General features: G+C 45.4%; 27 protein-coding genes and 1 other annotated feature. Of the genes, 15 read left to right on the plus strand and 12 right to left on the minus strand.

What is annotated here, in order from left to right; translation table 11 throughout:
- Positions 1-22 precede the first annotated feature (22 nt).
- The 6 genes from K5L93_RS18590 to K5L93_RS18615 are packed head-to-tail and all read left to right on the plus strand — an operon-like array spanning position 23 to position 4,893.
- Complete coding sequence (locus tag K5L93_RS18590) at positions 23-802, plus strand: DUF3450 domain-containing protein (protein ID WP_220721174.1); 780 nt, start codon at positions 23-25, stop codon at positions 800-802.
- On the plus strand, positions 799-2,133 hold the full coding sequence (locus tag K5L93_RS18595; protein ID WP_220721175.1) for a MotA/TolQ/ExbB proton channel family protein: 1,335 nt from the start codon (positions 799-801) through the stop codon (positions 2,131-2,133). The genes K5L93_RS18590 and K5L93_RS18595 overlap by 4 nt, the downstream gene beginning before the upstream one ends.
- On the plus strand, positions 2,123-2,662 hold the full coding sequence (locus K5L93_RS18600; RefSeq protein WP_220721176.1) for a MotA/TolQ/ExbB proton channel family protein: 540 nt from the start codon (positions 2,123-2,125) through the stop codon (positions 2,660-2,662). The genes K5L93_RS18595 and K5L93_RS18600 overlap by 11 nt, the downstream gene beginning before the upstream one ends.
- Entirely contained in the window at positions 2,659-3,063 is a 405-nt protein-coding gene (locus K5L93_RS18605) for an ExbD/TolR family protein (RefSeq protein ID WP_220721177.1), read from the plus strand. Before K5L93_RS18600 ends, K5L93_RS18605 begins: the two co-directional genes overlap by 4 nt.
- Positions 3,063-3,707, plus strand: coding sequence for an energy transducer TonB (locus tag K5L93_RS18610; RefSeq protein ID WP_220721178.1), 645 nt, complete (start codon positions 3,063-3,065; stop codon positions 3,705-3,707). The genes K5L93_RS18605 and K5L93_RS18610 overlap by 1 nt, the downstream gene beginning before the upstream one ends.
- 7 nt (positions 3,708-3,714) lie before the next feature.
- Positions 3,715-4,893 (plus strand): tetratricopeptide repeat protein, encoded by a 1,179-nt coding sequence (locus K5L93_RS18615; RefSeq protein WP_220721179.1) that lies wholly within the window; start codon positions 3,715-3,717, stop codon positions 4,891-4,893.
- On the opposite strand, the gene K5L93_RS20120 is transcribed toward K5L93_RS18615, so the two are convergent.
- The 9 genes from K5L93_RS20120 to hisG form a co-directional block, all read right to left on the minus strand.
- Positions 4,890-5,117, minus strand: a complete 228-nt coding sequence (locus tag K5L93_RS20120; protein WP_246615090.1) for a hypothetical protein — start codon at positions 5,115-5,117, stop codon at positions 4,890-4,892. The genes K5L93_RS18615 and K5L93_RS20120 overlap by 4 nt on opposite strands.
- Positions 5,118-5,902: 785 nt before the next feature.
- Positions 5,903-6,520 carry a bifunctional phosphoribosyl-AMP cyclohydrolase/phosphoribosyl-ATP diphosphatase HisIE gene (gene hisIE, locus K5L93_RS18625; RefSeq protein WP_152782475.1) on the minus strand — a complete coding sequence of 206 codons (618 nt, stop codon included), beginning with the start codon at positions 6,518-6,520 and terminating at the stop codon, positions 5,903-5,905.
- Positions 6,517-7,290 (minus strand): imidazole glycerol phosphate synthase subunit HisF, encoded by a 774-nt coding sequence (gene hisF, locus K5L93_RS18630; RefSeq protein ID WP_220721180.1) that lies wholly within the window; start codon positions 7,288-7,290, stop codon positions 6,517-6,519. Before hisF ends, hisIE begins: the two co-directional genes overlap by 4 nt.
- The gene (gene hisA / locus K5L93_RS18635) at positions 7,280-8,032 is read right to left on the minus strand and encodes a 1-(5-phosphoribosyl)-5-[(5-phosphoribosylamino)methylideneamino]imidazole-4-carboxamide isomerase (RefSeq protein ID WP_220721181.1); all 753 of its coding nucleotides are present in this window, start codon (positions 8,030-8,032) and stop codon (positions 7,280-7,282) included. The genes hisF and hisA overlap by 11 nt, the downstream gene beginning before the upstream one ends.
- A gap of 3 nt (positions 8,033-8,035) precedes the next feature.
- On the minus strand, positions 8,036-8,644 hold the full coding sequence (gene hisH, locus K5L93_RS18640) for an imidazole glycerol phosphate synthase subunit HisH (RefSeq protein WP_220721182.1): 609 nt from the start codon (positions 8,642-8,644) through the stop codon (positions 8,036-8,038).
- A 28-nt stretch (positions 8,645-8,672) separates the two neighbouring features.
- Positions 8,673-9,701, minus strand: coding sequence for a bifunctional histidinol-phosphatase/imidazoleglycerol-phosphate dehydratase HisB (gene hisB, locus K5L93_RS18645; protein ID WP_246615125.1), 1,029 nt, complete (start codon positions 9,699-9,701; stop codon positions 8,673-8,675).
- 48 nt (positions 9,702-9,749) lie between these two features.
- Positions 9,750-10,808, minus strand: coding sequence for a histidinol-phosphate transaminase (hisC, locus tag K5L93_RS18650; RefSeq protein ID WP_220721184.1), 1,059 nt, complete (start codon positions 10,806-10,808; stop codon positions 9,750-9,752).
- A 1-nt stretch (position 10,809) separates the two neighbouring features.
- Complete coding sequence (gene hisD / locus K5L93_RS18655) at positions 10,810-12,096, minus strand: histidinol dehydrogenase (RefSeq protein ID WP_220721185.1); 1,287 nt, start codon at positions 12,094-12,096, stop codon at positions 10,810-10,812.
- A gap of 5 nt (positions 12,097-12,101) precedes the next feature.
- On the minus strand, positions 12,102-13,001 hold the full coding sequence (hisG, locus tag K5L93_RS18660) for an ATP phosphoribosyltransferase (protein WP_220721186.1): 900 nt from the start codon (positions 12,999-13,001) through the stop codon (positions 12,102-12,104).
- A 21-nt stretch (positions 13,002-13,022) separates the two neighbouring features.
- Positions 13,023-13,150: a sequence feature (His leader region), on the minus strand.
- A gap of 191 nt (positions 13,151-13,341) precedes the next feature.
- Between hisG and K5L93_RS18665 the strand changes: the two genes are divergently transcribed.
- The 7 genes from K5L93_RS18665 (at position 13,342) to rnd (ending at position 20,391) form a co-directional block, all read left to right on the plus strand.
- The gene (locus tag K5L93_RS18665; protein WP_220721187.1) at positions 13,342-13,557 is read left to right on the plus strand and encodes a hypothetical protein; all 216 of its coding nucleotides are present in this window, start codon (positions 13,342-13,344) and stop codon (positions 13,555-13,557) included.
- Between the two features lie 67 nt (positions 13,558-13,624).
- Entirely contained in the window at positions 13,625-15,541 is a 1,917-nt protein-coding gene (gene yoaA / locus K5L93_RS18670) for a DNA repair helicase YoaA (RefSeq protein WP_220721188.1), read from the plus strand.
- Positions 15,538-16,227: a tRNA (adenosine(37)-N6)-threonylcarbamoyltransferase complex dimerization subunit type 1 TsaB gene (gene tsaB, locus K5L93_RS18675; RefSeq protein ID WP_220721189.1), complete on the plus strand. Its 690-nt coding sequence runs from the start codon at positions 15,538-15,540 to the stop codon at positions 16,225-16,227. Before yoaA ends, tsaB begins: the two co-directional genes overlap by 4 nt.
- 16 nt (positions 16,228-16,243) lie before the next feature.
- Positions 16,244-16,507, plus strand: coding sequence for a hypothetical protein (locus K5L93_RS18680; RefSeq protein WP_016401096.1), 264 nt, complete (start codon positions 16,244-16,246; stop codon positions 16,505-16,507).
- Between the two features lie 97 nt (positions 16,508-16,604).
- Complete coding sequence (locus K5L93_RS18685; protein WP_281422612.1) at positions 16,605-17,360, plus strand: alpha/beta fold hydrolase; 756 nt, start codon at positions 16,605-16,607, stop codon at positions 17,358-17,360.
- A 198-nt stretch (positions 17,361-17,558) separates the two neighbouring features.
- On the plus strand, positions 17,559-19,220 hold the full coding sequence (gene fadD, locus K5L93_RS18690; protein ID WP_220721191.1) for a long-chain-fatty-acid--CoA ligase FadD: 1,662 nt from the start codon (positions 17,559-17,561) through the stop codon (positions 19,218-19,220).
- Positions 19,221-19,269: 49 nt separating this feature from the next.
- Positions 19,270-20,391, plus strand: a complete 1,122-nt coding sequence (rnd, locus tag K5L93_RS18695; protein WP_220721192.1) for a ribonuclease D — start codon at positions 19,270-19,272, stop codon at positions 20,389-20,391.
- On the opposite strand, the gene minE is transcribed toward rnd, so the two are convergent.
- From minE to minC, 3 genes are read right to left on the minus strand one after another with little or no spacing between them, the layout of a single operon-like run.
- Positions 20,366-20,629 (minus strand): cell division topological specificity factor MinE, encoded by a 264-nt coding sequence (minE, locus tag K5L93_RS18700; protein ID WP_220721193.1) that lies wholly within the window; start codon positions 20,627-20,629, stop codon positions 20,366-20,368. The genes rnd and minE overlap by 26 nt on opposite strands.
- A 2-nt stretch (positions 20,630-20,631) precedes the next feature.
- Positions 20,632-21,444, minus strand: a complete 813-nt coding sequence (minD, locus tag K5L93_RS18705; protein WP_220721194.1) for a septum site-determining protein MinD — start codon at positions 21,442-21,444, stop codon at positions 20,632-20,634.
- Between the two features lie 30 nt (positions 21,445-21,474).
- Positions 21,475-22,179, minus strand: a complete 705-nt coding sequence (gene minC / locus K5L93_RS18710; RefSeq protein ID WP_220721195.1) for a septum site-determining protein MinC — start codon at positions 22,177-22,179, stop codon at positions 21,475-21,477.
- A 113-nt stretch (positions 22,180-22,292) separates the two neighbouring features.
- On the opposite strand from minC, the gene K5L93_RS18715 reads away from it, so the two are divergent.
- Together K5L93_RS18715 and K5L93_RS18720 are read left to right on the plus strand one after the other, a co-directional pair.
- Positions 22,293-22,574 (plus strand): YcgL domain-containing protein, encoded by a 282-nt coding sequence (locus K5L93_RS18715; protein WP_220721196.1) that lies wholly within the window; start codon positions 22,293-22,295, stop codon positions 22,572-22,574.
- 16 nt (positions 22,575-22,590) lie between these two features.
- Positions 22,591-23,556 (plus strand): lytic murein transglycosylase, encoded by a 966-nt coding sequence (locus K5L93_RS18720; RefSeq protein ID WP_220721197.1) that lies wholly within the window; start codon positions 22,591-22,593, stop codon positions 23,554-23,556.
- Position 23,557 lies beyond the last annotated feature (1 nt).

The raw sequence follows: 23,557 nt of genomic DNA on the forward strand, positions 1-23,557 counted from the left end.
TATTAAACGATTGGAAGTATTCATGTTTAGTTATCTACTTCGAGTCAAATGGTTGTTGTTAACAGCCAGTTTGATGACAAGCATTTCCTTTGGCTCGCAAGCCGAGCAGTTAGATCAAGCACGCAAGATTGAAGGCGAGATTGTTGACCAAGCAAAACACAGTCAACAACGTATCGACCAATCAAGTGATCAGGCTTTGGCCTTAGCGTCAGAGATTCAAGCGCTTGAGCGAGAAGTGAGCCAATTAAAGGTATACAAAAATCACCTTAGTCGTTTAGTTGAAAGCCAGCAAAGTGAGCAGCATAGTTTACAACAACAACTCAATGAAATTGGCTCAACTCGCTTGGGAGTAGTGCCACTTATGTATCAAATGCTCGAAGGGCTAGCCCAATTACACGAGCAAGATTTACCGATCCGCAGTGAGGCTCGCCAGCAGCGCTTAGCAAAATTAAATACGCTAATGAGTCAAGCGGATGTTAGCGACTCAGAAAAGTATCGTCGGATATTAGAAGCCTATCAAATTGAATTGGATTACGGCTTGAAATTAGGCAGCTACGAAGCGCAAATTGAGCTTGATGGCCTACGCCAAGTAGAGCTGTTAAACCTAGGCAGAGTGAGTTTGGTGGCGCGTAGTTTAGATCATCAACAGTATTGGGCATGGCATCAAAATAGCCAGCAATGGCAAGTTATCGAAAGTAAGCAACATAGCAATGTAGGCTTAGCCTTTGATGTAGCAAATAAAGTCGCAGCACCGAGTTTATTAGTGCTGCCACTGGCGCTAAGTGCGGAGGCTAATCAATGAAACCATTTGTATTGATAACACTGCTGGCTTTAAGTAACAACGCCGCTTTGGCAGAAGAAACCTTACTAAGCACTACGAAACAAGCTAAGCAACAAGAGTTACAGCATAACCAAGCAAGAGAGCAAGGTTTTGAGCAAGAACTAGCGCAGCTTAAAGCGCGCCAGCAAGCTTTATTGGCCGAGCGTGATGCCTTACAACAGGATACAGATAGTTTAAGTGATAGTTTCACTGACAATGAAAAAACCTTAGCAGAATTAGAAACCGAGCTGCATTTAGCGTCGGGTAGTTTAGGCGAGTTATTTGGTGTAGTGAGACAAGCCGCTAAAGAGCTCAAACTAGAGTTACAAACTAGCGCATTGGTAGCAAATCAGCCAGAGGTGTTATCGACCTTAGATCAAATAGAGCAGGCACGTGCATTACCTTCCATGGTTGAACTAGAAGGTTTGTGGCAAGCATTTGATAGCACCATTCAAGCTAGTGGCCGTATCGAACACCTGCAATTGCCTTATTTTGATAACCAAGGGCAGTTACAGCAGCAAAGTTTTTGGCGTTTAGGTGGCTTTGGTTTGGTTAACGAGCAAGGTTATGCCCGCTGGGATGGTAAGCAAGCTAAGTCTTTTATTGTGCAGCCTGAACTTGCGCCTACGGCTACAGAGTTACAGCAAGCACCGGGCAAGTTTGTGAGCTTGGATCCAAGCCATGGAGGTTTGTTGCAACAATTGGCCGAGCAACCGACTTTAGCTCAGCGTTTTGCTCATGGTGGGGTAGTGGGTAAAGTTATCGCGCTGTTATTTGCATTAGGAATGCTGATTGCCTTATATCGAGGTATTCGTTTACTCATCATTCGCAGTCAAATTCAGGCTCAGCTAAAACAACCCGCTAATCCAAAAGATAACCCTTTAGGCCGAATATTGCAGGCTTACAAAGCCGACCAAGACCAAGCTGTAGAAGCAATAGAGTTGCGTTTACTTGAGCAAATTGTAGATGAACAGCAGCAACTAGAGCGTGGCTTAAGCATGATTAAACTGCTTGCCGCTTTAGCACCAATGTTGGGTTTATTGGGTACAGTAACTGGAATGATTGAAACGTTCCAGGTGATTACTCAGTTTGGCAATGCCGATCCTAAAGTAATGGCAAGTGGCATCTCGATGGCCTTGGTGACGACTGTTCTTGGGCTTATTTCTGCCATGCCTTTGCTGTTCTCGCACAATGTTTTGCATGCACAAGCCGAGGCGATTCGTAACATACTCGAGAAACAAAGCTTGGGATTGGTTGCACAGCGGGCAGAGGCAAACCATAGCTTAAAGGCTGTAAGTAACAATGCTGCTTGAGCTAATCAACCAGCTACCTGACTGGGCCAATATTAACGAGTTTATGCTGCGGGGCGGGCCGGTACTTTGGGCCTTAGTTACCGTGATGGCAGGCTTTTGGTTGCTTAGCTTAGAGCGTTTGCTGTTTATCGTGTGGGATTTTCCGCGTTTGCAAAACGTCTGGAAGTCCCGCTGGGATGCCCGTGAAGAGCAGCATTCTTGGCTGGCTTTGTGGCAGCGTAACGCTTGGTTGAGCGAAGCAGAAAACGCTTTGAAAAGAAATTTTAATCTCTTGAAGTTGCTGGTGGCACTTTGCCCAATGTTAGGTTTACTGGGCACGGTAACTGGGATGATCGTGGTATTTGATACTATGGCTAGCCAAGGAAATGCCGATCCGCGATTAATGGCAGCAGGCATTGCTAGAGCAACGCTACCTACCATGGCTGGCATGGTCGCAGCCCTTACCAGCATGTTTATTTATTCACGTTTATCGCGGTTAAGCCAGCGTAAACAGCTACATTTAGAAAAGCTTTTAAGGAGTCGTCGATGAGATTAGGTCATCGCAGGCAACAGCACGAAGAAGCACAAGTCGACCTTACGTCGATGCTGGATATTGTATTCATTATGTTGATTTTCTTCATTGTGACTAGCTCATTTGTTAGAGAGTCAGGCATGGAAGTGCAAAGGCCGCAGGCGAGTAATGCGGTTGCTCAAGCTAACGCTGGAATTTTTGTAGCAGTGGATGCGCAAAACCGGATCTTTATCGACCAACGCATGATTGATGTAGAGCGAGTTCAAGCTAATTTGGAGCATTTACTGTTAGAACAACCTAGCGCCAAGCTGGTTATTCAGGCCGATAAACATGCCTATAATGGCACAGTAGTAAAAGTGATGGATGGCGCTAAAGCTGCCGGTATTCAAGACATCGCTTTGGCCACCGAGGCGCCATAATGCTGCGTTTGTTGTTAATCAGCCCCTTAGCGGTGTTATTGGCTATTAGTCTGTTTGTAGCGATGAACTCTATGGTGCATTTTCAACGCAGCTTGCCGGAAGATAATTCAGCGAAGCCGAATTTGTTTATTCAGCTACAACAACCTGAAAGCATTGCCCAGCGTAGACAGCGCCGCTTACCTGAGCCGCCAGAACCGATGCCGAAAGCGCCAAGTTCAAGCGCTACCAGTGCACCTGAGCAAGCGTCTAGTAACGACCAACAACTTAATACTTTGGCGATGCCAAGCATTAACTTTGCAAGTAGTGTTAGTGCGCTAAGTTTATCGGCACCTAATTTACCTATGGTTGCCAACGTTCAACAGCAAGACATTTTGCCATTGCATCGGATAGAGCCTAAATATCCAGAGCGGGCTAAACGACGCAACATTGAAGGCTATGTGAAATTCAGTATCACTATCAATGAGGTTGGGCGAGTAACAGATATTAAGGTCTTAGACGCCAAACCCAAAGGGGTGTTTGAGCACGAGGCTTACAAAGCGCTGTCGCGATGGAAGTACCAACCACAAATGGTAAATGGTAAAGCCACAAAAATTACCGATCATACGGTTATTATTGATTTTGAGGTCCCAGCTGCAGATGATTAGGATCTTATTGGCTACTTTAATGTTTTGCGGGCTAAGTTCTGGGCCGCTATTTGCTCAAGAACTCAGTCGAAATACGGCAGAACGGGTGCAACGAGTATTTCAATTGCAACAAGATGGCGAAATCGCTAAAGCCATTTCTCAGTTAGAACAACTCAAGCCCAGCGCTAAATATGACCAAGCTTACATAGCTAGAATGTTGGGGATTTATTATTGGCAAAACGAGCAAGTAGCGTTATCTAAAGCAAAGCTGGCAGAGGCTGTGAACTTGCAAGCGTTTCCCCCACAACAGGCCTGGGAAACGCGAAACATGCTGGCCGAAATACTACTCAGTGAGCAACAGATTGATGAGGCATTAAGCCATTTTGAGATATTGCTGACTCAAGCTCAGCAACCGGAATTAGCGTTTAATATTAGTCCCTCACAAGCGCTTAGTTTACGCGCTAATTTAGCTTACGCTAATTATCAACAACAAAACTGGCAAGTGGTGTTAGATCATTTAGCCGCGCTGGAACAGCTGCAAGCGTTAGATAAAAACAATCTAAGTATGCGTTTTATCGCTCAAGTGCAGCTAAAGCAGTTAAAAGCGGCGATCGTCACCAATCAAGCTTTACTGGTGCTAGAGCCTGAAACGCTGCGTTGGTGGCAGCAACTAAGTGCTTTGTACAGCCAAACCCAGCAACATCAAAAAGCCTTAGCTACTTTAGTTTCTGCTGAGCGTTCGGGATTAGCCTTGGGAGAGAGCTTGTTACGCCATAAAGCCCAGTTATATGCGTATCTGAGAGTGCCAGAAAAAGCAGCCTTGAGTTATGCGCAATTGGCTGATGCGGATTCTGATGCGGCATTGCTGCTTCGCCAAGCACAACTTTGGCAGCAAGCAAGAGAATGGCAAAAGTCAGCGAAGTATTGGCAACTGCTTGCTGAGCATAAGCCAGAGTACAACCTGCAGTATGCTCAGGTGTTGTTATTGAGCAATCAATATACTCAAGCTATTGAGGCTTTAAAATTAGCTGATCCGCAAGAACAACAAGCTAAATCGCAGCTATTATTGGCTGAGATCTACCTAGAGACTAAAGATTACTCACAGGCTTATGCCGCTGCTCAACGTGCACATAACCTTGAACAAAGCTCGCAAAGCGAGCGCTGGTTAAACTATTTAGAAGCCTTAATTGCTGATACAAAAGCTTAAGCAAACCAAGCTAATCGGAAAGAAAGGCCAAGGACAACAAAGCCAACACTGAGAAAAGTAACTGCGATGATATGTAAGGCCATATCCCACAAGTTATTGCTGGATAGTTTAGGTAAAACGCGTAACTTGGCGTCTAAGGCTAAACCAAAGGTTAAAGCCAATAATAGTAGTTTACCGGCGATGCCGTGGCTTATAGGGTTACTTATGCTAAACCAAAGGCTCACATCGGGGAGCTAATGATAAGCCAGCAAAAGCCCGGTAATCACTTGAATTATTAACGCTGGCATTCCCACCTTTTCAACAGCTTTGTAAAAAGCTAGCAGCATTTCTGGTGATTTGGCTTTTAATACTTTGGGTGATATCTCCAAACAAAGCACGATATGTCCGCCGGTCCAAATAGTTGCAGCGATGAGGTGGACGAGCAGAATAAAGTGTTATGCCATGAGTTTTTACTAGGGTCTGTTGATCTTTGCTGATGGTTTTTGCAGCAATTTATTAGCCATTTAGGCAAGGCAGTGAGTGTGCAGTTAAGTGGGCTTAATCATCACTCGCTAACGCTGAATAAATGGCTAAGAAATGCTGCCTGAAGGGTTCGGGTAAGCGAACTTTACTCTTTGTTAAGCACTTCTTGCTTAGCCCACTAGGCTTCTAAGTGCTCGCCGCGATTAAAGCCCGCTTATCTCGAACAAAATTTCAACACCAAAGATCAACAGACCCTAGCTTGTGTGGTTGTTTTCACTATTAGTGAATGAGTCAGTACTTACCTAATTTTTGGTTATTAGGATAAGTCTCTGCTAATTAACCATTTTTACGTTCTAGCTTCACTATATTGTTGGTATTAAGAACCCTATGTTTAGCTGATGTTACCGCAAGGTTTATGCTTATTGCGGTAAACCGCTTTTGAAAAACCTAAGCTCGAAGTCTAAAAGTGAGTTCGCAGGTATTTTTTAATGATCGTAAAAAAAACCAGCATTACGCTGGTTTTTGTTGATTCAGCAGGCTTGGAGCTTTACTTATGCCTTGCCTGCAAACACGCCACTACTTCGTCAAAGCCCACTTCTTGTTTTTCTAGTAATACCAGTAAGTGATACAGCAAGTCAGAGCTTTCGTTCACTAACTCTTCGCGGTCGTTCGCCATGGCTGCTAGGGCAACTTCTACACCTTCTTCACCCACTTTTTGGCAAATCCGCTTGGTGCCACGGGCGAATAGGCTGGCAGTGTAGCTTTCTTCTGGATCGGCTAACTTACGCTCGGCTAATACCGCTTGTAGTTGGGCGATAAAGGTCAGCTTTGGCTCTTGGTGGCCGTCAAAACAGCTTGGGTTGCCAAGGTGGCAAGTTGGGCCAATAGGGTCAACCGCTACTAGTAGCGTGTCTTGGTCACAATCAAGTGTAATGCCTTTAAGCTTAAGCACGTTGCCTGAGGTTTCACCTTTAGTCCATAAACGCTGCTTGGTGCGGCTAAAAAAGGTTACTTGCTCGGTGTCTAAGGTTTTAGCTAGCGCATCACTGTTCATGTAACCTAGCATTAATACTTGGCCGCTGTGGTCGTTTTGAACCACGGCAGGGATTAAGCCTTCGACTTTGTCCCAGTTAATCTTTTGGTTTAGTTCTTCAAACTGGCTCATAGTCGAATTGCCACCTCTTGTTGTTTGAGATATTGCTTCAATTCGCCAATATCAATAATGCTCTTATGGAATACGCTAGCAGCCAATGCGCCGTCTACGTCGGAAATCTTAAAGGCGTCTTTAAAGTGCTGCATTTCGCCTGCGCCGCCAGAGGCAATTAAAGGCACATTACAAATCTCGCGTACTCGGCTTAGTTGTTCTAAATCGTAACCTTGGCGCACGCCGTCTTGGTTCATTACGTTTAATACAATTTCGCCTGCGCCACGAGTTTGCACTTCTTTCACCCAATCAAAGGTATTCCAAGTAGTGGTTACCGTGCGCTTTTCGTCACCAGTAAATTGCTTAACTTGGTATTGGCTAGTTTCGTCGCAGTAGTAGGAATCGATGCCTACTACAATGCACTGCACGCCAAACTTGTCGGCTAGCTTAGTAATCAAACTAGGATCGGCCAGAGCGGGGGAGTTGATAGAGATTTTATCAGCGCCATTTTGCAAGGTGCGGTTGGCATCCTCAATGGTTTTAATCCCACCGGCTACACAAAATGGAATATCGATAACTTCCGCTACGCGGCTTACCCAGCTTTTATCCACTACGCGCTCGTCTGAGCTGGCGGTAATATCGTAAAAAACCAGTTCGTCTGCGCCTTCTTCAGCGTAGCGTTTGGCAAGTGGAACTATGTCGCCAATAATTTCGTGGTTACGAAACTTAACGCCTTTTACTACCATGCCGTCTTTTACGTCTAGGCAGGGGATAATTCGTTTAGCTAGCATTGTTGCCTCCTTGCTGCCAGCAGGCGATGGCTTGCTCTACATTGAATTTACCTTCTAACAATGCGCGGCCAACAATTACGCCAGCTACGCCGGTATCGGTAAGCGCTGCAATGTCGTTTAAATCGCCAATGCCGCCAGAGCTTTGCCAGTGAATATCTGGGTATTGCGCACATAGCTCGCGATACAAACTTACGTTTGAGCCTTCTAGCGTGCCGTCTTTAGATATGTCGGTACACAATACGTGCTTAAGACCAACAGGGGCGTAAATAGCCACTAGCTCTTCAATGGTTACGCCGCTGTCTTCTTGCCAGCCAGATACTGCTACTACCTTGTTGCCTTGCTCGTCGATGTTAATATCAAGTGCCAGTACAATGTGCTCGGCGCCGTATTTTTCCATCCACTTGGCAACCACTTCTGGCTGCTTTACTGCGGTAGAGCCAATTACTACGCGCTCTGCACCTGCGTCGAGTAAGTCTTTTACATCTTGCTCGCTACGCACACCGCCACCAATTTGAATTTTAGCTGGGGTGTTTTTAAGTAACTGTGCAATCACGTCTAGTTGGCGAGCGCTGGTATCTTTAGCACCGTCTAAGTCAACCAAGTGTAACCAATCAGCTCCTTGGCTGTGGTAATCAGAAAACTGCGCTTGTGGGTCGTCACCATAAATGGTTTTTTGTGCGTAATCACCTTGGAACAAACGCACAATCTTACCGTCGATTAAATCTAAAGCAGGAATGATCATGTGTTACATCTCCAAGAAGTTTTTGATTAGTTGCGCACCGGCTTGGCCGCTACGTTCTGGGTGAAATTGCACCCCGTAAAAATTGTCTTTGTTTACTGCGGCGGTAAAGGCGTTGCCATAATCACATTCGGCAATTGTGGCAGCGTTTACTGGCAGGGCGTAGCTGTGTACAAAGTAGAAGTAGCTGCCGGCTTCAATGCCTTTAAACAGTGGGTGACCTGCTTTAGGTTGAATTTGATTCCAACCCATGTGTGGCAGGCGTTGCCCTTGTTGCGGCTGCATTAAGCTTACTGTGCCAGGCACTAAACCTAAGCAGGGGACTGGCTCGTCGGCTTGTTTGGCGCCGCCTTCGATAGAGAATTCGGCCAGCATTTGCATGCCTAAACAAATCCCCAATAGCGGCTTTTTAACTTGTTTTACTAAGTCGATAAGCTCGCGGTCGGCTAGGTTTTGCATCGCCTCGGTGGCAGTGCCTACGCCAGGTAGAAACAGTTTATCAGCCGCTAAAATTACCTGTGGATCGCGGCTCACTGTTACTGGAAAGCCCAAACGCTCTACGGCAAATTTTACCGAAGATAAGTTGGCACATCCTGTATCAATAATTACGTTCATGTTTGCTCTTATCCTTTAAAGCAGGCGCTTATAGTGTGCCTTTACTGCTAGGCATTGCATCGCCCGATTTAACAATGGCTTGACCTAGTGCTCGACCGAATACTTTAAACAGGGCTTCTACCATGTGGTGAGTATTTTTGCCGGTGGTTTCTAGGTGTAAGGTACAGGCCATCGCGTCGCTTAGTGAGCGGAAGAAGTGCGGTACCATTTCGGTAGCAAAGTCGCCAATGTTGTCGCGGGTAAAGTCGGCTTTAAACTCAAGGTGAGCGCGGCCGCTTAAATCTAGCGCACATTGGGCTAGGCATTCGTCCATCGGCAGTACAAAACCAAAACGGCCAATACCACGTTTGTCGCCAAGCGCTTCTTTAAGGGCTTGGCCAAGGGCAATGGCGGTGTCTTCTACGCTGTGGTGGTCGTCGATGTGGTAATCGCCTACAACTTTACAGTTGAGCTGAAAACCGCCGTGGGTAGCAATTTGATCCAACATGTGGTCAAAAAAGCCAAGGCCAGTATCAATTTGGCTACCGCCTGCGTTGTCTAAATCTACCGCGATGCTAATTTGGGTTTCTTTAGTATTGCGCTCAACCATGGCTTTGCGGCCTTGTTGTGTCAGCTGCTTTTCAATCGCTATCCAGTTAAGGCCGTCGCGTTGATATTGCAAGCCTTCTAGCCCCATGTTCTCAGCAAGCTGCATGTCGGTGTGGCGATCGCCAATCACATAAGAGTTGGCAAAATCAATCATGCCACTTTTTAGGTAGTCTTTAACCAGGCCAAGCTTGGGTTTGCGACAGCTACAGTTATCTTCGTCGAAGTGCGGGCATACCAGTATGTCGTCAAACTTAATGCCTTGTGATTCGAAAATATCCATCATGTAGTTTTGAGCTAGGTGAAAATCAGCTTCGGGGAAGCTGTCGGTACCTAAACCATCCTGATTGGTTACCATTACTAGGCGGTAGCCATTGGCTTGTAGCTTAAGCAACACTGGGATCACTTGTGGCTCTAGTTTCACTTTCTCTACGCTATCTACCTGTTTGTCGGTGATAGGTTCGTCGATCATGGTGCCATCACGGTCGATAAATAAGATTTTTTGTTTTACTTGGCTCACTTAAGTTCGCTCCAATCCTTGAATTGCTGATACGGTGGCGGCCACTTCTTGCTGGTTACCAATACTAATGCGAATGCAGTTTTCTAAACGCGGTTTGTTGGCGAAATCACGCAGTACAATGCCTTGTTCACCCAATGTTTTAAATACTCGGGCTGAATCGTCGAAACGTACCAGTATGTAGTTACCGGTAGCCGGGAAGATCTCTTGCACAATATTAAGTTTGCTCAAATCTTCAACTGCTTGGCTACGAATAGCGTTTAAGCGAGCAACACGCTCGCGCATTATTTTCAAACCATCGTTAGTAAGTGCTTTTGCGGCAATTTCGGCAACTGGACGGGCAATCGGGTAAGGGGCAATTACTTTGCTCATTACTTCAATCACTTCACGACCTGCAACGGTAAAGCCACAACGTAAGCCAGCTAAAGCGAAGGCTTTAGATAAGGTACGAGTAATCACCAAGTTGTCGTAGTCACCGAGCAGTTTAACTACACTAAGTTCTTCGCAAAACTCAATATAGGCTTCGTCTACTACAACTAGCGCTTTATCTTTTTGCGCTTGCAGCAACTCACACAATTTGGCTTCATCTAGCATGTTACCGGTTGGGTTATTGGGCGCACATAAGAAAATAATTTTGCTATCTATTTTTGCCAGTGCCGCATAGTCGGGATCAAAGTTCGCATCTAGGGCAACGGCTTTAACTTCAACGCCAATGGTTTCGGCACTTACCGCATACATGCCGTAGGTAGGGGCACAAATGGTAATACTGTCTTGGTTAGGCTCACAAAATGCGCGAATCAGTACTTCAATCGCTTCATCGGCGCCGCGGCTAGCCAACACTTGATTTGGCTCTACGCCTGCGTAAGCAGCGTAACCGTTAATTAACGCTTCTGGTTGAAACTCTGGGTAGCGGTTTAGCTCATCGCCTTCGTAACTAAAGTCGCTAACATCTGGGCTTTCGTTGGCGTTTAGCCACACTTCACCACTGCCGCCAATGCGGCGAGCACTTTGGTAGGGCACCAGCGCCTGAATTTTTTTGCGGGCTAATAATGTAACCGACATATTATTGCTCCTCGCCTAGACGCAGGGTAACCGCTCTGCGGTGAGCGTCTAACCCTTCTGCGTTAGCTATAGGCACTACCGCACGGCTTAAGTCTTTTAGGCCTTGCTGGCTTAACTCTTGAACTGTGAAACGTTTCATAAAGTCTAGGGTGCCAAGGCTAGAGTAGGTGCGCGTGTAGCCGTAAGTAGGTAAGGTGTGGTTGGTGCCACTGGCGTAATCGCCTACAGATTCTGGCGTCCATTCACCTAAAAATACGCTACCCGCGTTTTCAATTTCTGGCAATAAATCACGTGCTTGCTCAGTTTGAACAATTAGGTGCTCTGGGCCGTAAAGGTTACTTACTTGCACAGCTTGGGCTAAGTCGTTTACTACAATGGCAGTACTGTGCGACAAGGCTTGGTCGGCAATGTTATTACGACTAAGCAGCGCCAACTGTCGAGCCAATTCTTGATTAACCGCTTCGGCTTGTTGCTCTGAAGTTGTCACCAAGATTACTTGTGAATCTGGGCCGTGTTCGGCTTGCGAGAGTAAATCGGCAGCAACAAAAGCTGGATTGGCTTTATCATCGGCGATAACTAACACCTCAGACGGGCCTGCTGGCATATCAATGGCGGCACCAGCATGGTCGCCGCTAACTTGCTGTTTGGCTTGCGTTACAAAAGCATTACCTGGACCAAATATTTTGTCTGCCTTGCTAACACTCTCGGTGCCATAGGCCATAGCGGCAATCGCTTGTGCGCCACCTGCTGCGTAAACTTCGTCTACACCACATAAGTTAGCGGTATAAAGGATTTCTGGCGCAATGGGTGGTGGAGAGCTTAATACCACTTTTTTACAGCCAGCAATGCGGGCAGGAATGGCTAACATTAAAACTGTTGAAGGTAGTGGCGCAGTGCCACCAGGCACATATAAACCCACATTGCCAATGGCAGCATAGTGCATTTCGCAACGCACTCCCGGTTGGGTTTCTAGGCTAATTGGCTGTGGCTTTTGCGCTTGGTGAAAAACTTCAATGTTAGCTTTGGCTTGCGCTACAGCTTGTTTAAATTCTTCACTTAAACCTTGCTCCGCTGCTTCTATCTCTTGTTGAGATATTCTTACAGCGCTAAGTTCGGTGTTATCAAACTTGGCAGCTAAAGCGATTAGGGCGTTGTCGCCTTGTTCACGAACTTGGCTTACTACATCGGCAACAATTCCGGCAATGTCGGTTGAGCTATTAACCGCAGGGCGGGACAGCACCTGTAGTTGTTGCTCTGAATTAAGTTGCTTCCAAATTACCGTTTGCATGGTGGTTATCTCAACATCTTCTCGATTGGCATCACTAGGATAGAGCTAGCACCTAAGGTTTTTAGCTTCTCCATGGTTTCCCAGAACAGGTTCTCGGTACTTACTACATGCAGGGCTACTTTATCTTCGTCACCAGCAAGCGCGAGTACAGTTGGGTGCTCACTGCCTGGCAGTAAGTCAACGATCTGGTCAAGATGTGTTTTTGGCGCATGTAGCATGATGTATTTGCTTTCTTTTGCTTCCATGGTGCCTTGCATACGCATTAGCAAGCGATCTAACAGCTCTTGGTGCTCGTCACTAAGCTTATTTTTAGATTTAATTAAAACTGCTTGTGAGCGATAAATGACTTCTACTTCTTTAAGGCCGTTAGCTTCTAAAGTTGCGCCGGTAGATACCAAGTCACAAATTGCATCGGCTAAGCCAGCGCGAGTGGCTACTTCAACCGAGCCTGCCAACATACAAGTTGAAAACGGTACACCTTGTTTATCTAGGTAGCGCTTTAAAATACCAGGGTAGCTAGTGGCAATGCGTTTGTTGGCTAAACATTGTGGGCCAGTGTAATCAAACTCTTCGGCTACAGCTAGAGAGAAGCGGCAATCACCAAAGTCTAAGCGTTTTAGAATGTCGCAATCGGTTGGTTCATTCTTTGCTGTGCGTAGCATGGTTTCTTCTTCTAGTACGTTTTCGCCAACGATACCGAAATCAACTACGCCGTCCATTACTAGGCCTGGGATATCGTCATCGCGCACACGTAGTAGATCAACTGGCATGTTTTCTGAGTGGGCAATTAGGCGTTGTTGGCGGAGGTTGATTTTCATTCCGCAGCTTTTTAATAGTGCCTGAGAGTCATCGCTTAGACGTCCAGATTTTTGGATGGCGATGCGTAGTCGTTTTTGCTCTGTCATGTTTATGTCCCTAATTATAATACTAAAAAACCCCCGGGAGGATTACCTTCCGGGGGTTTGCAATATTGTTATATTCTACCACCGGAAGCGTCTTACAAGCTTCCAGCAGATAACCGCCTGAAGCTTATTCTGGATGATGGTGGTGATGATGCTTCAGTTGGTTAAAAATCATGTAACGTTCCTGTCAACGTGAGTTTTGCCTTGATGGCAATAATGGGCATAAAGTTACCAAGCTAGCGCTAAATTGCAACCTTTTTTAACGCCTTTTTATGAATAGATTAAAGTTGTTGAAAATTTGACCGATAATATAGTAGAGGAAGCCATAAAAGGAGCTGTAGTTGTGAGCCAAGATGCGATACTACCCATTTTGCCTAGGGCACCAGCAAAGCCTGATGGTAAGGCACCGCCAATTAAAACGACGAAAGTGGTTAAAAAGGGCAAAGCTAGCGCGCACAATGATATACAAGTGCGGCCTAAATCCGGTCAAGACCAACAGCAAGCGCAGAAAAGAAAGCCAGATCCCGACGACCCACATAACATTGACTTGTTTGTTTAGTTTTAAGTTTGGTCTCGGCTAATTCGGCTGGTATAGTTGCGGCGACTTTTGCTTGCCGGAATTTAGATTGAAACAGCAATATTTCGCCAAAGATGGATTACTTTCCAAGGCCATTGATGGCTTCTCTCCTCGTCCCCAACAAGGTGAAATGGCCAATGCAGTAGCGCAGGCTATAGATGACCGCGGTAGTTTGCTGGTAGAAGCAGGTACCGGCACCGGTAAAACCTTTGCTTACCTTGTTCCTGCTATGGATAGCGGCAAAAAAATTGTAATCAGTACCGGTAGTAAAGCCTTGCAAGACCAGCTGTTTACTAAAGACCTACCACGCATGCAAAAAGCCCTTAAGTACAATCAATCGATTGCCTTACTAAAAGGGCGCGCTAACTATTTATGTATTGAAAGGCTAAACAGCTTTTCGCACTACAGCAGTGGTCAAGACCGAGCTACCTTGGCGGAGCTAGTCAAAATCAAAAGTTGGGCGCAAGGTGAAGAAAGTGGTGACATTAGCGACTTAGGCCCGGTGGCTGAGCGGGCAGATGTATTCCCCCTTATAACTAGCACCAATGACAACTGCTTAGGCCGCGATTGCCCATCTTACAAAGAGTGCTATTTGGTTAAAGCGCGTAATCGCGCCATGGAAGCTGATTTAGTGGTGGTGAATCACCATTTATTTTTTGCCGACATGGTGGTTAAAGAAACGGGCTTTGGTGAGCTGATCCCCGAAGCTGATGCCTTTATTTTTGATGAAGCACACCAGTTGCCGGACATTGCAGCCAGCTATTTTGGCCAGCACTTCTCTAGCCGACAGATCCTCGATTTATGTAACGACATTGAGTTGAGTTATAAAACCGACCTTCGCGATATGGCGCAATTACAAAAAGCCTCACAAAAGCTAGAGCGTCGCATTCGCCAATGCCGACTCGCTTTTGAAGGATTGCGAGACCGAGGTGAGTGGCGTCCGCTTGCTAAGCAAAAGCGCTTTGGCGAGATGATGCAAGATTTACGTGAAGACATGGACTTTGTTTATCAAGTACTAAAGCTTGCGCTTTCACGCAGTGAATTAGCTGACGCTTGTTTTGAGCGTTTAGCTAAAATGCGCAGCTTGTTCGATAAGGTAATGGACGTAGATAAAACCGGTTTTAGTTATTGGTACGAGACTACGCGTCAGCATTTCACCTTAAACATTACGCCCTTAAATATTGCAGAGCGCTTTAATAGTGAAGTGGAAGAGCGTAACGCCGCTTGGGTATTTACTTCAGCTACTTTGGCGGTTGATGGCAACTTTCAGCATTTCCAAACCCAAATGGGTTTAAAAGATGCGAGCAGCATGCTGCTCGACAGTCCATTTGATTATCAAAAACAAGCCTTACTTTGTGTGCCGCGTTATTTGCCAGAAACCAAGCAGCATAATGCTGAGCAGCTGATGCTAGATCAGCTTGCCCCGGTAATAGAAGCCAACGGCGGCCGTTGTTTCTTTTTATGCACCAGTCATCGCATGATTCAAAAAGTTGCCGCTGAGCTAAGGCAACGCACTGAGTTATTGGTATTGGTGCAAGGGGAAGCTGGCAAACAAGAGCTGCTTAGCGAGTTCGTTGAAGATGGCAACGCAGTGTTAGTGGCAACAAGTACTTTCTGGGAAGGTGTAGACGTACCCGGTAAGGCCTTGTCGTGTGTCATCATCGATAAGTTACCGTTTGCTGCACCCGACGATCCCTTACTAAAAGCTAAAAGTGAAGATTGCCGTTTGCGTGGCGGAGATCCTTTTCGTCAGGTATATTTGCCGCAAGCTGTAATAAGCTTGAAGCAAGGAGTGGGGCGCTTGATTCGAACTCAGGCCGATCACGGCGTGGTGATTATTTGTGATAATCGCCTAGTAAACCGCGAATACGGCTCTTTATTTATTAGTAGCTTACCGGCTATGCCCCGCACAAGAGAGCTATCAAAAGTTCTAGAATTTGTTAAAAAAGATGCTGAGGAAACATGACAGCCAATATATTAGCTTTAGATACTTCAACCGAAAACTGCTCTGTTGCCTTGCAATGGAAGGGTGAAGTGATCAGCAAGCAAGAATACAGCCCGCGCGACCACACTCAAAAGATCTTGCCATTTGTGGAACAAGTATTAGCGGAAGCAGGTGTAAGCTTAACTCAAGTGGATGCCATTGCTTTTGGCCGCGGACCAGGCAGTTTTACCGGTGTACGTATTGGCGTAGCTACCGCGCAAGGTTTGGCATTTGGGGCAGATAAACCAATGGTTGCCGTGTCAACGTTGCAAGCCATGGCGCAGCAAGCTTATGTTAATCATGCCTCAGAACGTTGCTTGGCTGCCATTGATGCACGCATGGGCGAAGTATACTGGGGTGAATATCACCTAGTAGATGGTTTGATGCGCTTGGTTGACCAAGAGTTAGTGATTAAGCCTGAGCTACTCGAAGCAAGAGCCAATAAGGCCGCAGCTGTTGGTACAGGTTGGCAAACCTATAAAGAACTATTAAGTGGTCAATTTTCTGGCGTAAGCGTGTTAGATTCGGTGTTATACCCGGCGGCACGAGATATGCTTAGTTATGCCCAATATGCTTTTGAACGTGGCGACCATGTTGCTGCCGAAAACGCAGAACCGGTGTATCTTCGAGATAAAGTTACTTGGCAAAAGCTTCCAGGTAGAGAATAGTTAAAGGATAAAAAGTTTGAAAATTCAGGGCCTTGGCCAGCCCATACCGCAACAGCCTAAAGTTAAGCAGGCAAGTAGTAGTACCGAGTTAAGTACCGCTACTCAAGCGCCAAAAGGTGTAGTGCCATGGGCGGTAATGGATGAAAAAAGTGTAGAAAAGCTCCGCTATGACCAAAATATTGGCAGTGGCGGAGAGGCTGTGTCTCACTATCAAGATGTTGCTAATCAACTTAAGCGCCAGCAGGTGAATGAAATGTTCGGCATCGACTTGTTTGCCTAAACTAGCTTTTCTCTTATCCATGCTCAGTGAATCCTGCCTTCCCAAAAGCAAACTTGCTTACCTAGAACAAACAACCGACAGCGCATACTGTTTATTAATGTTGCACGGTTGGATGGACAACGCAGCTAGTTTCATCCCTATTATCAACGAACTACCTACTAGCCACTGTATAGCTTTAGACTTTCCTGGACATGGCCATTCACCACATCGACAAGGTTATTATCACTTTGTTGACTACGTAGACGATGTGTATATTGCATTAAATGAGCTCAACCTTAGTAAACCAGTTGTCTTAGTTGGCCACTCTTTGGGAGCGCTTGTGGCCAGTTGCTTTGCTGCGGCATTTCCTGAGCATCTTAGTGGATTAGTATGTATTGATGGCATTGGACCTTTAAGTTTGGCAAGCCATGAAACGTCTACGCATTTAGCTAAAGCGATTCGTCAAAGACAGCAACTAAAACCCGCCAAAGGTTTTGCAGAGTTAGATTGTGCCGTGGCCCTGCGAGCTAAAACTAACGCTATTAGCACTGAAAATAGCCGCTTACTAGTAGAGCGCGCTACAATTCAAAGAGAAGGGTTGTGGTATTGGCGGCATGACGAAAAATTAAAACTTAGCTCACCTTTACGTTTTAGTGAAGAACAGGCCAAACAGATTTGCCAAGCTGCTGTAACACCTTGTTTATTGCTGGCAGCAAATGAGTACCCTTTACTTAAGCCAGATTACATTGCCTTGCGCCAGCAATGGTTTAACAATATTCAAACACAACTACTAAGTGGTGGTCACCACCTGCATATGCAAAATCCGCATGCTACAGCTCAGTTACTTCACGACTTTATTAAAACAATTGTTTGAAGCACTTCACTGTTTTTGAACTTACACTCTACGCTTAATGTTAATATATTGTTATTTTAAACGCCGTATGAAACAATCGTTTGAAATCTTAGAGCTAAAGCTCTAAGGCCAGTAATGTCGCCAAGTGCATAATAAAATTCACAATAAACTTGGTGGGCAATTTATACTTAATGTAATTGGATTGTTTAGGAGAACTGCGTGGATAAGGTTTGGCTTAATCGATACCCTAAGGATGTTCCTGCAGAGATAGACTCAGCACGTTATCAAACATTGCTTGATGTCTTTGAAGAAGGTGCAGCCAAACATGCCGACAGAGTAGCATTTATTAACATGGGCCAGGTGATGACTTATCGCCGCCTCGAAGAACAATCTCGAGCCTTTGCTGCTTATCTTCAAAACGAATTAAAGCTAAAAGCGGGTGACCGCGTTGCTTTAATGATGCCCAATCTGTTGCAGTATCCCATCTGTTTGTTTGGTGCTTTACGAGCCGGCATGGTAGTGGTGAATGTAAACCCGCTGTATACCCCACGTGAGCTTAAACATCAGCTAAATGATAGTGGTGCAAAGGCCATTGTAATTGTCTCTAACTTTGCTCACATTCTAGAAGAAATTGTGGAAGAAACCGGGGTAGAACATGTTGTGCTAACGCGCCTTGGTGACCAGCTTTCTGCCACAAAACGAACCTTAGTTAACTTTGTGGTTAAGTACGTGAAAAAAATGGTGCCTAAGTACCATTTGCCACATGCGCAATCGTTACGTTATGTATTGTCGAAAGGTCAGCATTTACAATACGTTCGCCCAGAGATCCAAAGTGAAGATTTAGCCTTTTTACAATACACCGGTGGCACAACTGGTGTGGCTAAAGGCGCCATGTTGTCACATAAAAATATGGTGGCTAATTTACTGCAAGCGTTAGGTATTGTTGGCCCCTGTTTACGCGAAGGCAAAGAAGTAGTGGTAACCGCTTTGCCGCTCTACCATATCTTTGCCTTAACGGCTAACTGTATGGTGTTTTTCGCCCTAGGTTGTCAGAACCTGCTAATTACTAATCCTCGCGATATTCCTACTTTTACTAAAGAGTTGGCTAAAACACCATTTACCGCCATTACTGGCGTGAACACCTTGTTTAACGCGCTACTTAATCATGATGATTTTGCCAAGCTTGATTTCTCACGTTTACGTCTGTCTTTAGGTGGTGGCATGTCGGTGCAGCGCGCGGTTGCAGAGCGTTGGCAGGAAGTAACCGGATCTCGATTGATCGAAGGTTACGGTTTAACAGAATGTGCGCCATTGGTAACTGTATGTCCTTATGACTTAGAAGCTTATAACGGTAGTATTGGCCTTCCGGCGCCTTCTACCGATATTAAGCTAGTGGGCGAAGATGGAGAAGAAGTGGCTGATGGCGAATCAGGTGAGATCTTGGTGAAAGGCCCGCAGGTTATGCAGGGCTATTGGCAGCGCCCTGAAGCTACAGAAGAATCGATGCCTGGAGGCTGGTTTGCCACAGGTGATATTGCCACAGTAGATGAACAAGGTTTCTTCCACATTGTGGACCGCAAAAAAGACATGATTTTAGTATCGGGCTTTAACGTGTTTCCTAATGAAGTGGAAGAAGTGGTGGCCAGCAATGCCAAAGTGCTGGAAGTTGCAGCGGTAGGTGTTCCAAACGATGTTAGCGGCGAAACGGTAAAAGTTTTTGTGGTCAAGAAGGATGAATCTCTTACTGAGAAACAAGTTATCGAGCATTGCCGTGAGTTTCTTACGGCTTATAAGGTACCTAAGCTGGTAGAGTTTAGAGATGAACTTCCTAAAACAAATGTGGGTAAGATCTTACGTAGAGCCTTGCGTGAAGAGGCATAAACCGTAAAATGGTGCTAATTAAGATGCTTTCCACTAGGACGCCGTAATTTTGGCAGACGTAAACTTCGATATGATAGAAACAGAGGCGCAACTTGCGCCTCTGTTGCGTTTTTTAAATGAGCAAGAAGCAATGGTACTTGCCATTGATACAGAGTTTGTTCGTACTCGTACTTACTACGCTCAGCTTGGTTTACTGCAAATCTTTGATGGCCAACAATGCTATTTGATTGATCCCCTCAAAGTAGAAATGGCGCCCTTGTGGGAAGCATTAGCTAAGCACCATTGGGTACTTCACGCCTTTAGTGAAGATCTTGAAATCATTCAGCGTGTGAGTGGCAAATTTGGTCTTAGTGTATTTGATACCCAAGTAGGGGCCGCTTTTCTAGGCCACGGTATTAGCTTGGGTTATCAGCGATTTATTGACACAGAGTTGGATATTCACTTAGATAAAGGCGAGTCGCGCACCGACTGGTTAGCACGTCCCTTACGTTCGTCTCAATTGGAATATGCGGCCTTGGATGTAATTTACCTTTTACCTGCGTATTTAAAGATCCAACAACAGCTTAAAGATGAGGGACGGTTTGATGCCGCGCTTGAAGAAAGCGCCCGTTTAGCTGCGCTTAAAAAGCAGGTGTTTAATCAAGACGAAGCCTATAAAGACATTAAGAATGCTTGGAAACTAAACCCACAGCAACTTGCTGTTTTGCAGGTATTAGCGCGTTGGCGCGCTCAGCAAGCCGCTAGCCGAGACTTAGCTATTAATAATGTTGTTCATGGCGACAGTTTATGGGCCCTGGCGCGTTATCAGCCAAGTACTATGGAACAACTGCAGCGCCTAGGTTTGCCGCCGCAAGAATTGCGGATACATGGGCAGCGTTTGTTAAAGTTAGTAAAACAAGGGCAGCAGACTAAAACCGTAGATTTTCCGCAGGCGATTAAACGTATTGTAGATTACCCTGATTACAAGAAAAGTATTCAAGAACTGAAAAAAGTAGTGGCCAAAGTTGCTGAAGAATCAGGTTTACCCGAGGATGTATTGGCGAGTAAAAAAATGCTCAATCAATATTTGTCTTGGCTTTGGAAAGAGGACCGGCAAGCAGCAGATTTGCCACTGTTACTTACCGGCTGGCGTCAGCCTTTATTTGCTAATCACGTCGCTCAGGAAGCGTAATATTAAGCTCTAGTACGCTGATATCTTCGCTCTTGTTATCCAAGCTAACATTTACTTGGTCTGAGTTAATATCTACGTACTTTTTAATTACTTCTATAATATCTTGCTTCATCGCTGGCAAGTAATCAGGCCCACTGCGTTGCCCACGTTCGTGAGCTACAATAATTTGCAGTCGTTCTTTGGCGGTTGCAGCCGTTTTAGACTGTTTTGTGGTTCGAAAGTAGTCCAAAAGAGACATCGTTATCCTCCAAATAAGCGGCTAAATAGGCCTTTCTTTTGTTCTTCTAAAAAGCGGAAATCTACGCTTTCACCAATTAAACGGCTTACCGCATCGTCGTAAGCTAAGCCTGCATCACTTTCAGTATCTAAAATCACCGGTTCGCCTGAGTTTGAGGCTTTTAACACTGCCGGTGATTCCGGGATCACGCCAAGTAATGGAATAGCCAGAATGTCTTGAACGTCTTCAACACTTAACATATCACCCCGGTTAACACGCTCCGGGTTGTAACGGGTAAGTAGTAAGTGTTCTTTAACCGGCTCTTTGCCTTGCTCGGCACGTTTTGATTTGCTGGCTAACATGCCTAAAATTCTGTCTGAATCTCGCACCGAAGATACTTCTGGGTTAGTTGTTACAATAGCTTCATCGGCGAAGTACAAGGCCATGATTGCACCGGTTTCGATACCGGCTGGGGAATCACACACGATGTAATCGAAGCCTTGTTCAACTAGATCGTCTAATACTTTTTGCACGCCTTCTTTGGTTAAGGCGTCTTTATCACGAGTTTGTGAAGCCGGCAAAATGTATAGGTTGTCGGTGCGCTTATCTTTAATCAACGATTGATTAAGGTTAGCTTCACCTTTGATTACGTTTACAAAATCATAAACTACGCGACGTTCACAACCCATTATTAAGTCGAGATTACGTAAGCCGATATCAAAATCAATGATTACTGTTTTAAAACCTTTGATGGCGAGACCAGTACCAATAGCAGCACTGGAGGTTGTTTTGCCAACGCCACCTTTTCCTGAGGTTACAACGATAATCTTAGCCATTATCTTTCCTTTATAAATTCGTTAACGGGGTTAACTTAAATTACCAAATACGATTTGCTGGTCTTCTATTTGAATGCACTGCGGAGAATCGGCGTGCTCGCCGATTTGCTCATGCAGCATATAAACACCAGCAATTGAAATAAGTTCTGCTTGCAAGTTTTGGCAGAAAATCTTGCTGTCTTTTCTGCCACTTGCGCCTGCAATGGCTCGGCCTCTTAACGCGCCGTAAATATGTATGTTGCCATCAGCAATTACCTCGGCGCCGTTTCCTACGGAGCCAATCACTACTAAGTCGGTGTTTTGGGCATAAATTTGTTGGCCAGAGCGAATTTGGCCACGAACAATTTTGCTGGGAACTACCGAAGGAGCAGCGGGGGGAGTGAGGGCTTTTTCTTGTGTTGCTTCGCTCGGTTTAGCTGTTGCTTGTTGCGAGCCACTGGTCATAACTGCCAAACCAGCAGCACGAGCAGCGGTTTTTTGTTCGGCGGTTTTACAACCTGTTACGCCCACTAATACAAAGTCTTGAGCTTCAACTATTTCTCTAAGCTGGTCGAAGTCAAATTCGCTATCCACTTCACTAATATTTACTACGATAGGTGCGCAATTGAAGAACTGAGGCGCTTGTGCCACTTTCTCCATAAGCTTGTTATTTAATGATGCTAAATCATTATTTCCTAAGTAAACGACTGAAAGGGTAAAGTTTGTCCCTTTAAACTCTATTTCCTGTCCGGACATGAACAGCAGATTCCTTTTTACATTTGTATACGAGCAATGACGCTATACCATATATTCTGATATAGTCTGCGTTTTAGCATAACCTGATCAGTGCCTAGGATACTAACATTTTCATGTTCTGTGCAGTCTATAAAAGTCTCAAAAAACAGCAAACTTATCTCTATATTGAGAAGAAAGACGATTTTTCGAAAGTTCCTTCCTCGTTAATTGAATTGATGGGGCCTAAGGAGCTAGTGATGTTGGTGCCGAAACGACCAACTAAAGATTTTGCTCGTGTAAAAATCGACGCCATAGAAGCCGCGTTTAAAGAGCAAGGCTACTATTTGCAACTTCCACCACCTCCAGAGAATTATCTCAAACAGCATTTAGCCGCGCAGGCTAAAGCTAAAAACTAATAGAAAGGGGACGTTAGTGAAAAAAATTATCAGTGCGGTGCTCTTCTCGGCTGCCTTCTCGTTACACGCTGAACCGGGCTTTGATAACTACGTTGAACAACTTAAATTAGAAGCGGCAGAGCAGGGGATATCTCAGCAAACCATTGATGCCGCTTTTGCTAATACTAAATTTTACCAACGTGCGGTAAAGGCAGATAAGCAGCAACCAGAGTTTAAACTTACCTTAGACACTTACTTGCCGCGAGCCGTTCCCGATTGGAAGGTGCAACAAGCGCGGGCTTTATACAAAAAGCATTACCCTTTGCTAAAAGAGATAGAAAAAAAGTATAAGGTGCAGCCTCGCTTTATTATTGCTTTATGGGGCGTAGAATCTAACTTTGGTAAGTTTACAGGCAACTACAATGTAGTGTCGGCGCTTTCAACCATGTCTTTTGAAGGGCGTCGCGAAGCGTTTTTCAAAAAAGAGCTGATGAATGCACTTCGAATTCTAGATGCAGGCCATATTGAGCCTCACAAAATGAAGGGCTCTTGGGCCGGCGCAATGGGCCAAGTGCAGTTTATGCCAAGCTCGTTTCTAGCTTATGCGCAAGATTTTGATGGCGATGGTCATAGCGATATATGGAACAACACAGCCGACGCTTTAGCTTCTGCGGCGAATTATTTGGCGCAAAGCGGATGGAGTGATGATCTAACCTGGGGTCGCCAAGTTCAGCTTCCTAAAGATTATGATGTCAGCAACTCTGGATTAAAAATCACTAAAACTTTAGCCGAATGGCAAGCACTAGGCGTTCGCCGCTATGACGGTAGCGATTTGCCTATACGCGATATTAGCGCTTCTGTTGTTCAACCTGATGATGCGCAGGGGCGTGCCTACCTCGCTTATGATAACTATCGTGTGCTAATGAAATGGAATCGCTCACACTACTTCGTAGCTGCGGTTGGCACCTTGGCTGACCGTATTTCTTATCCACCGGTGTTTTGAT

The sequence above is a fragment of the Agarivorans litoreus genome (genome assembly GCF_019649015.1).
In the GTDB taxonomy this organism is placed as follows: Bacteria; Pseudomonadota; Gammaproteobacteria; order Enterobacterales; family Celerinatantimonadaceae; genus Agarivorans; species Agarivorans litoreus.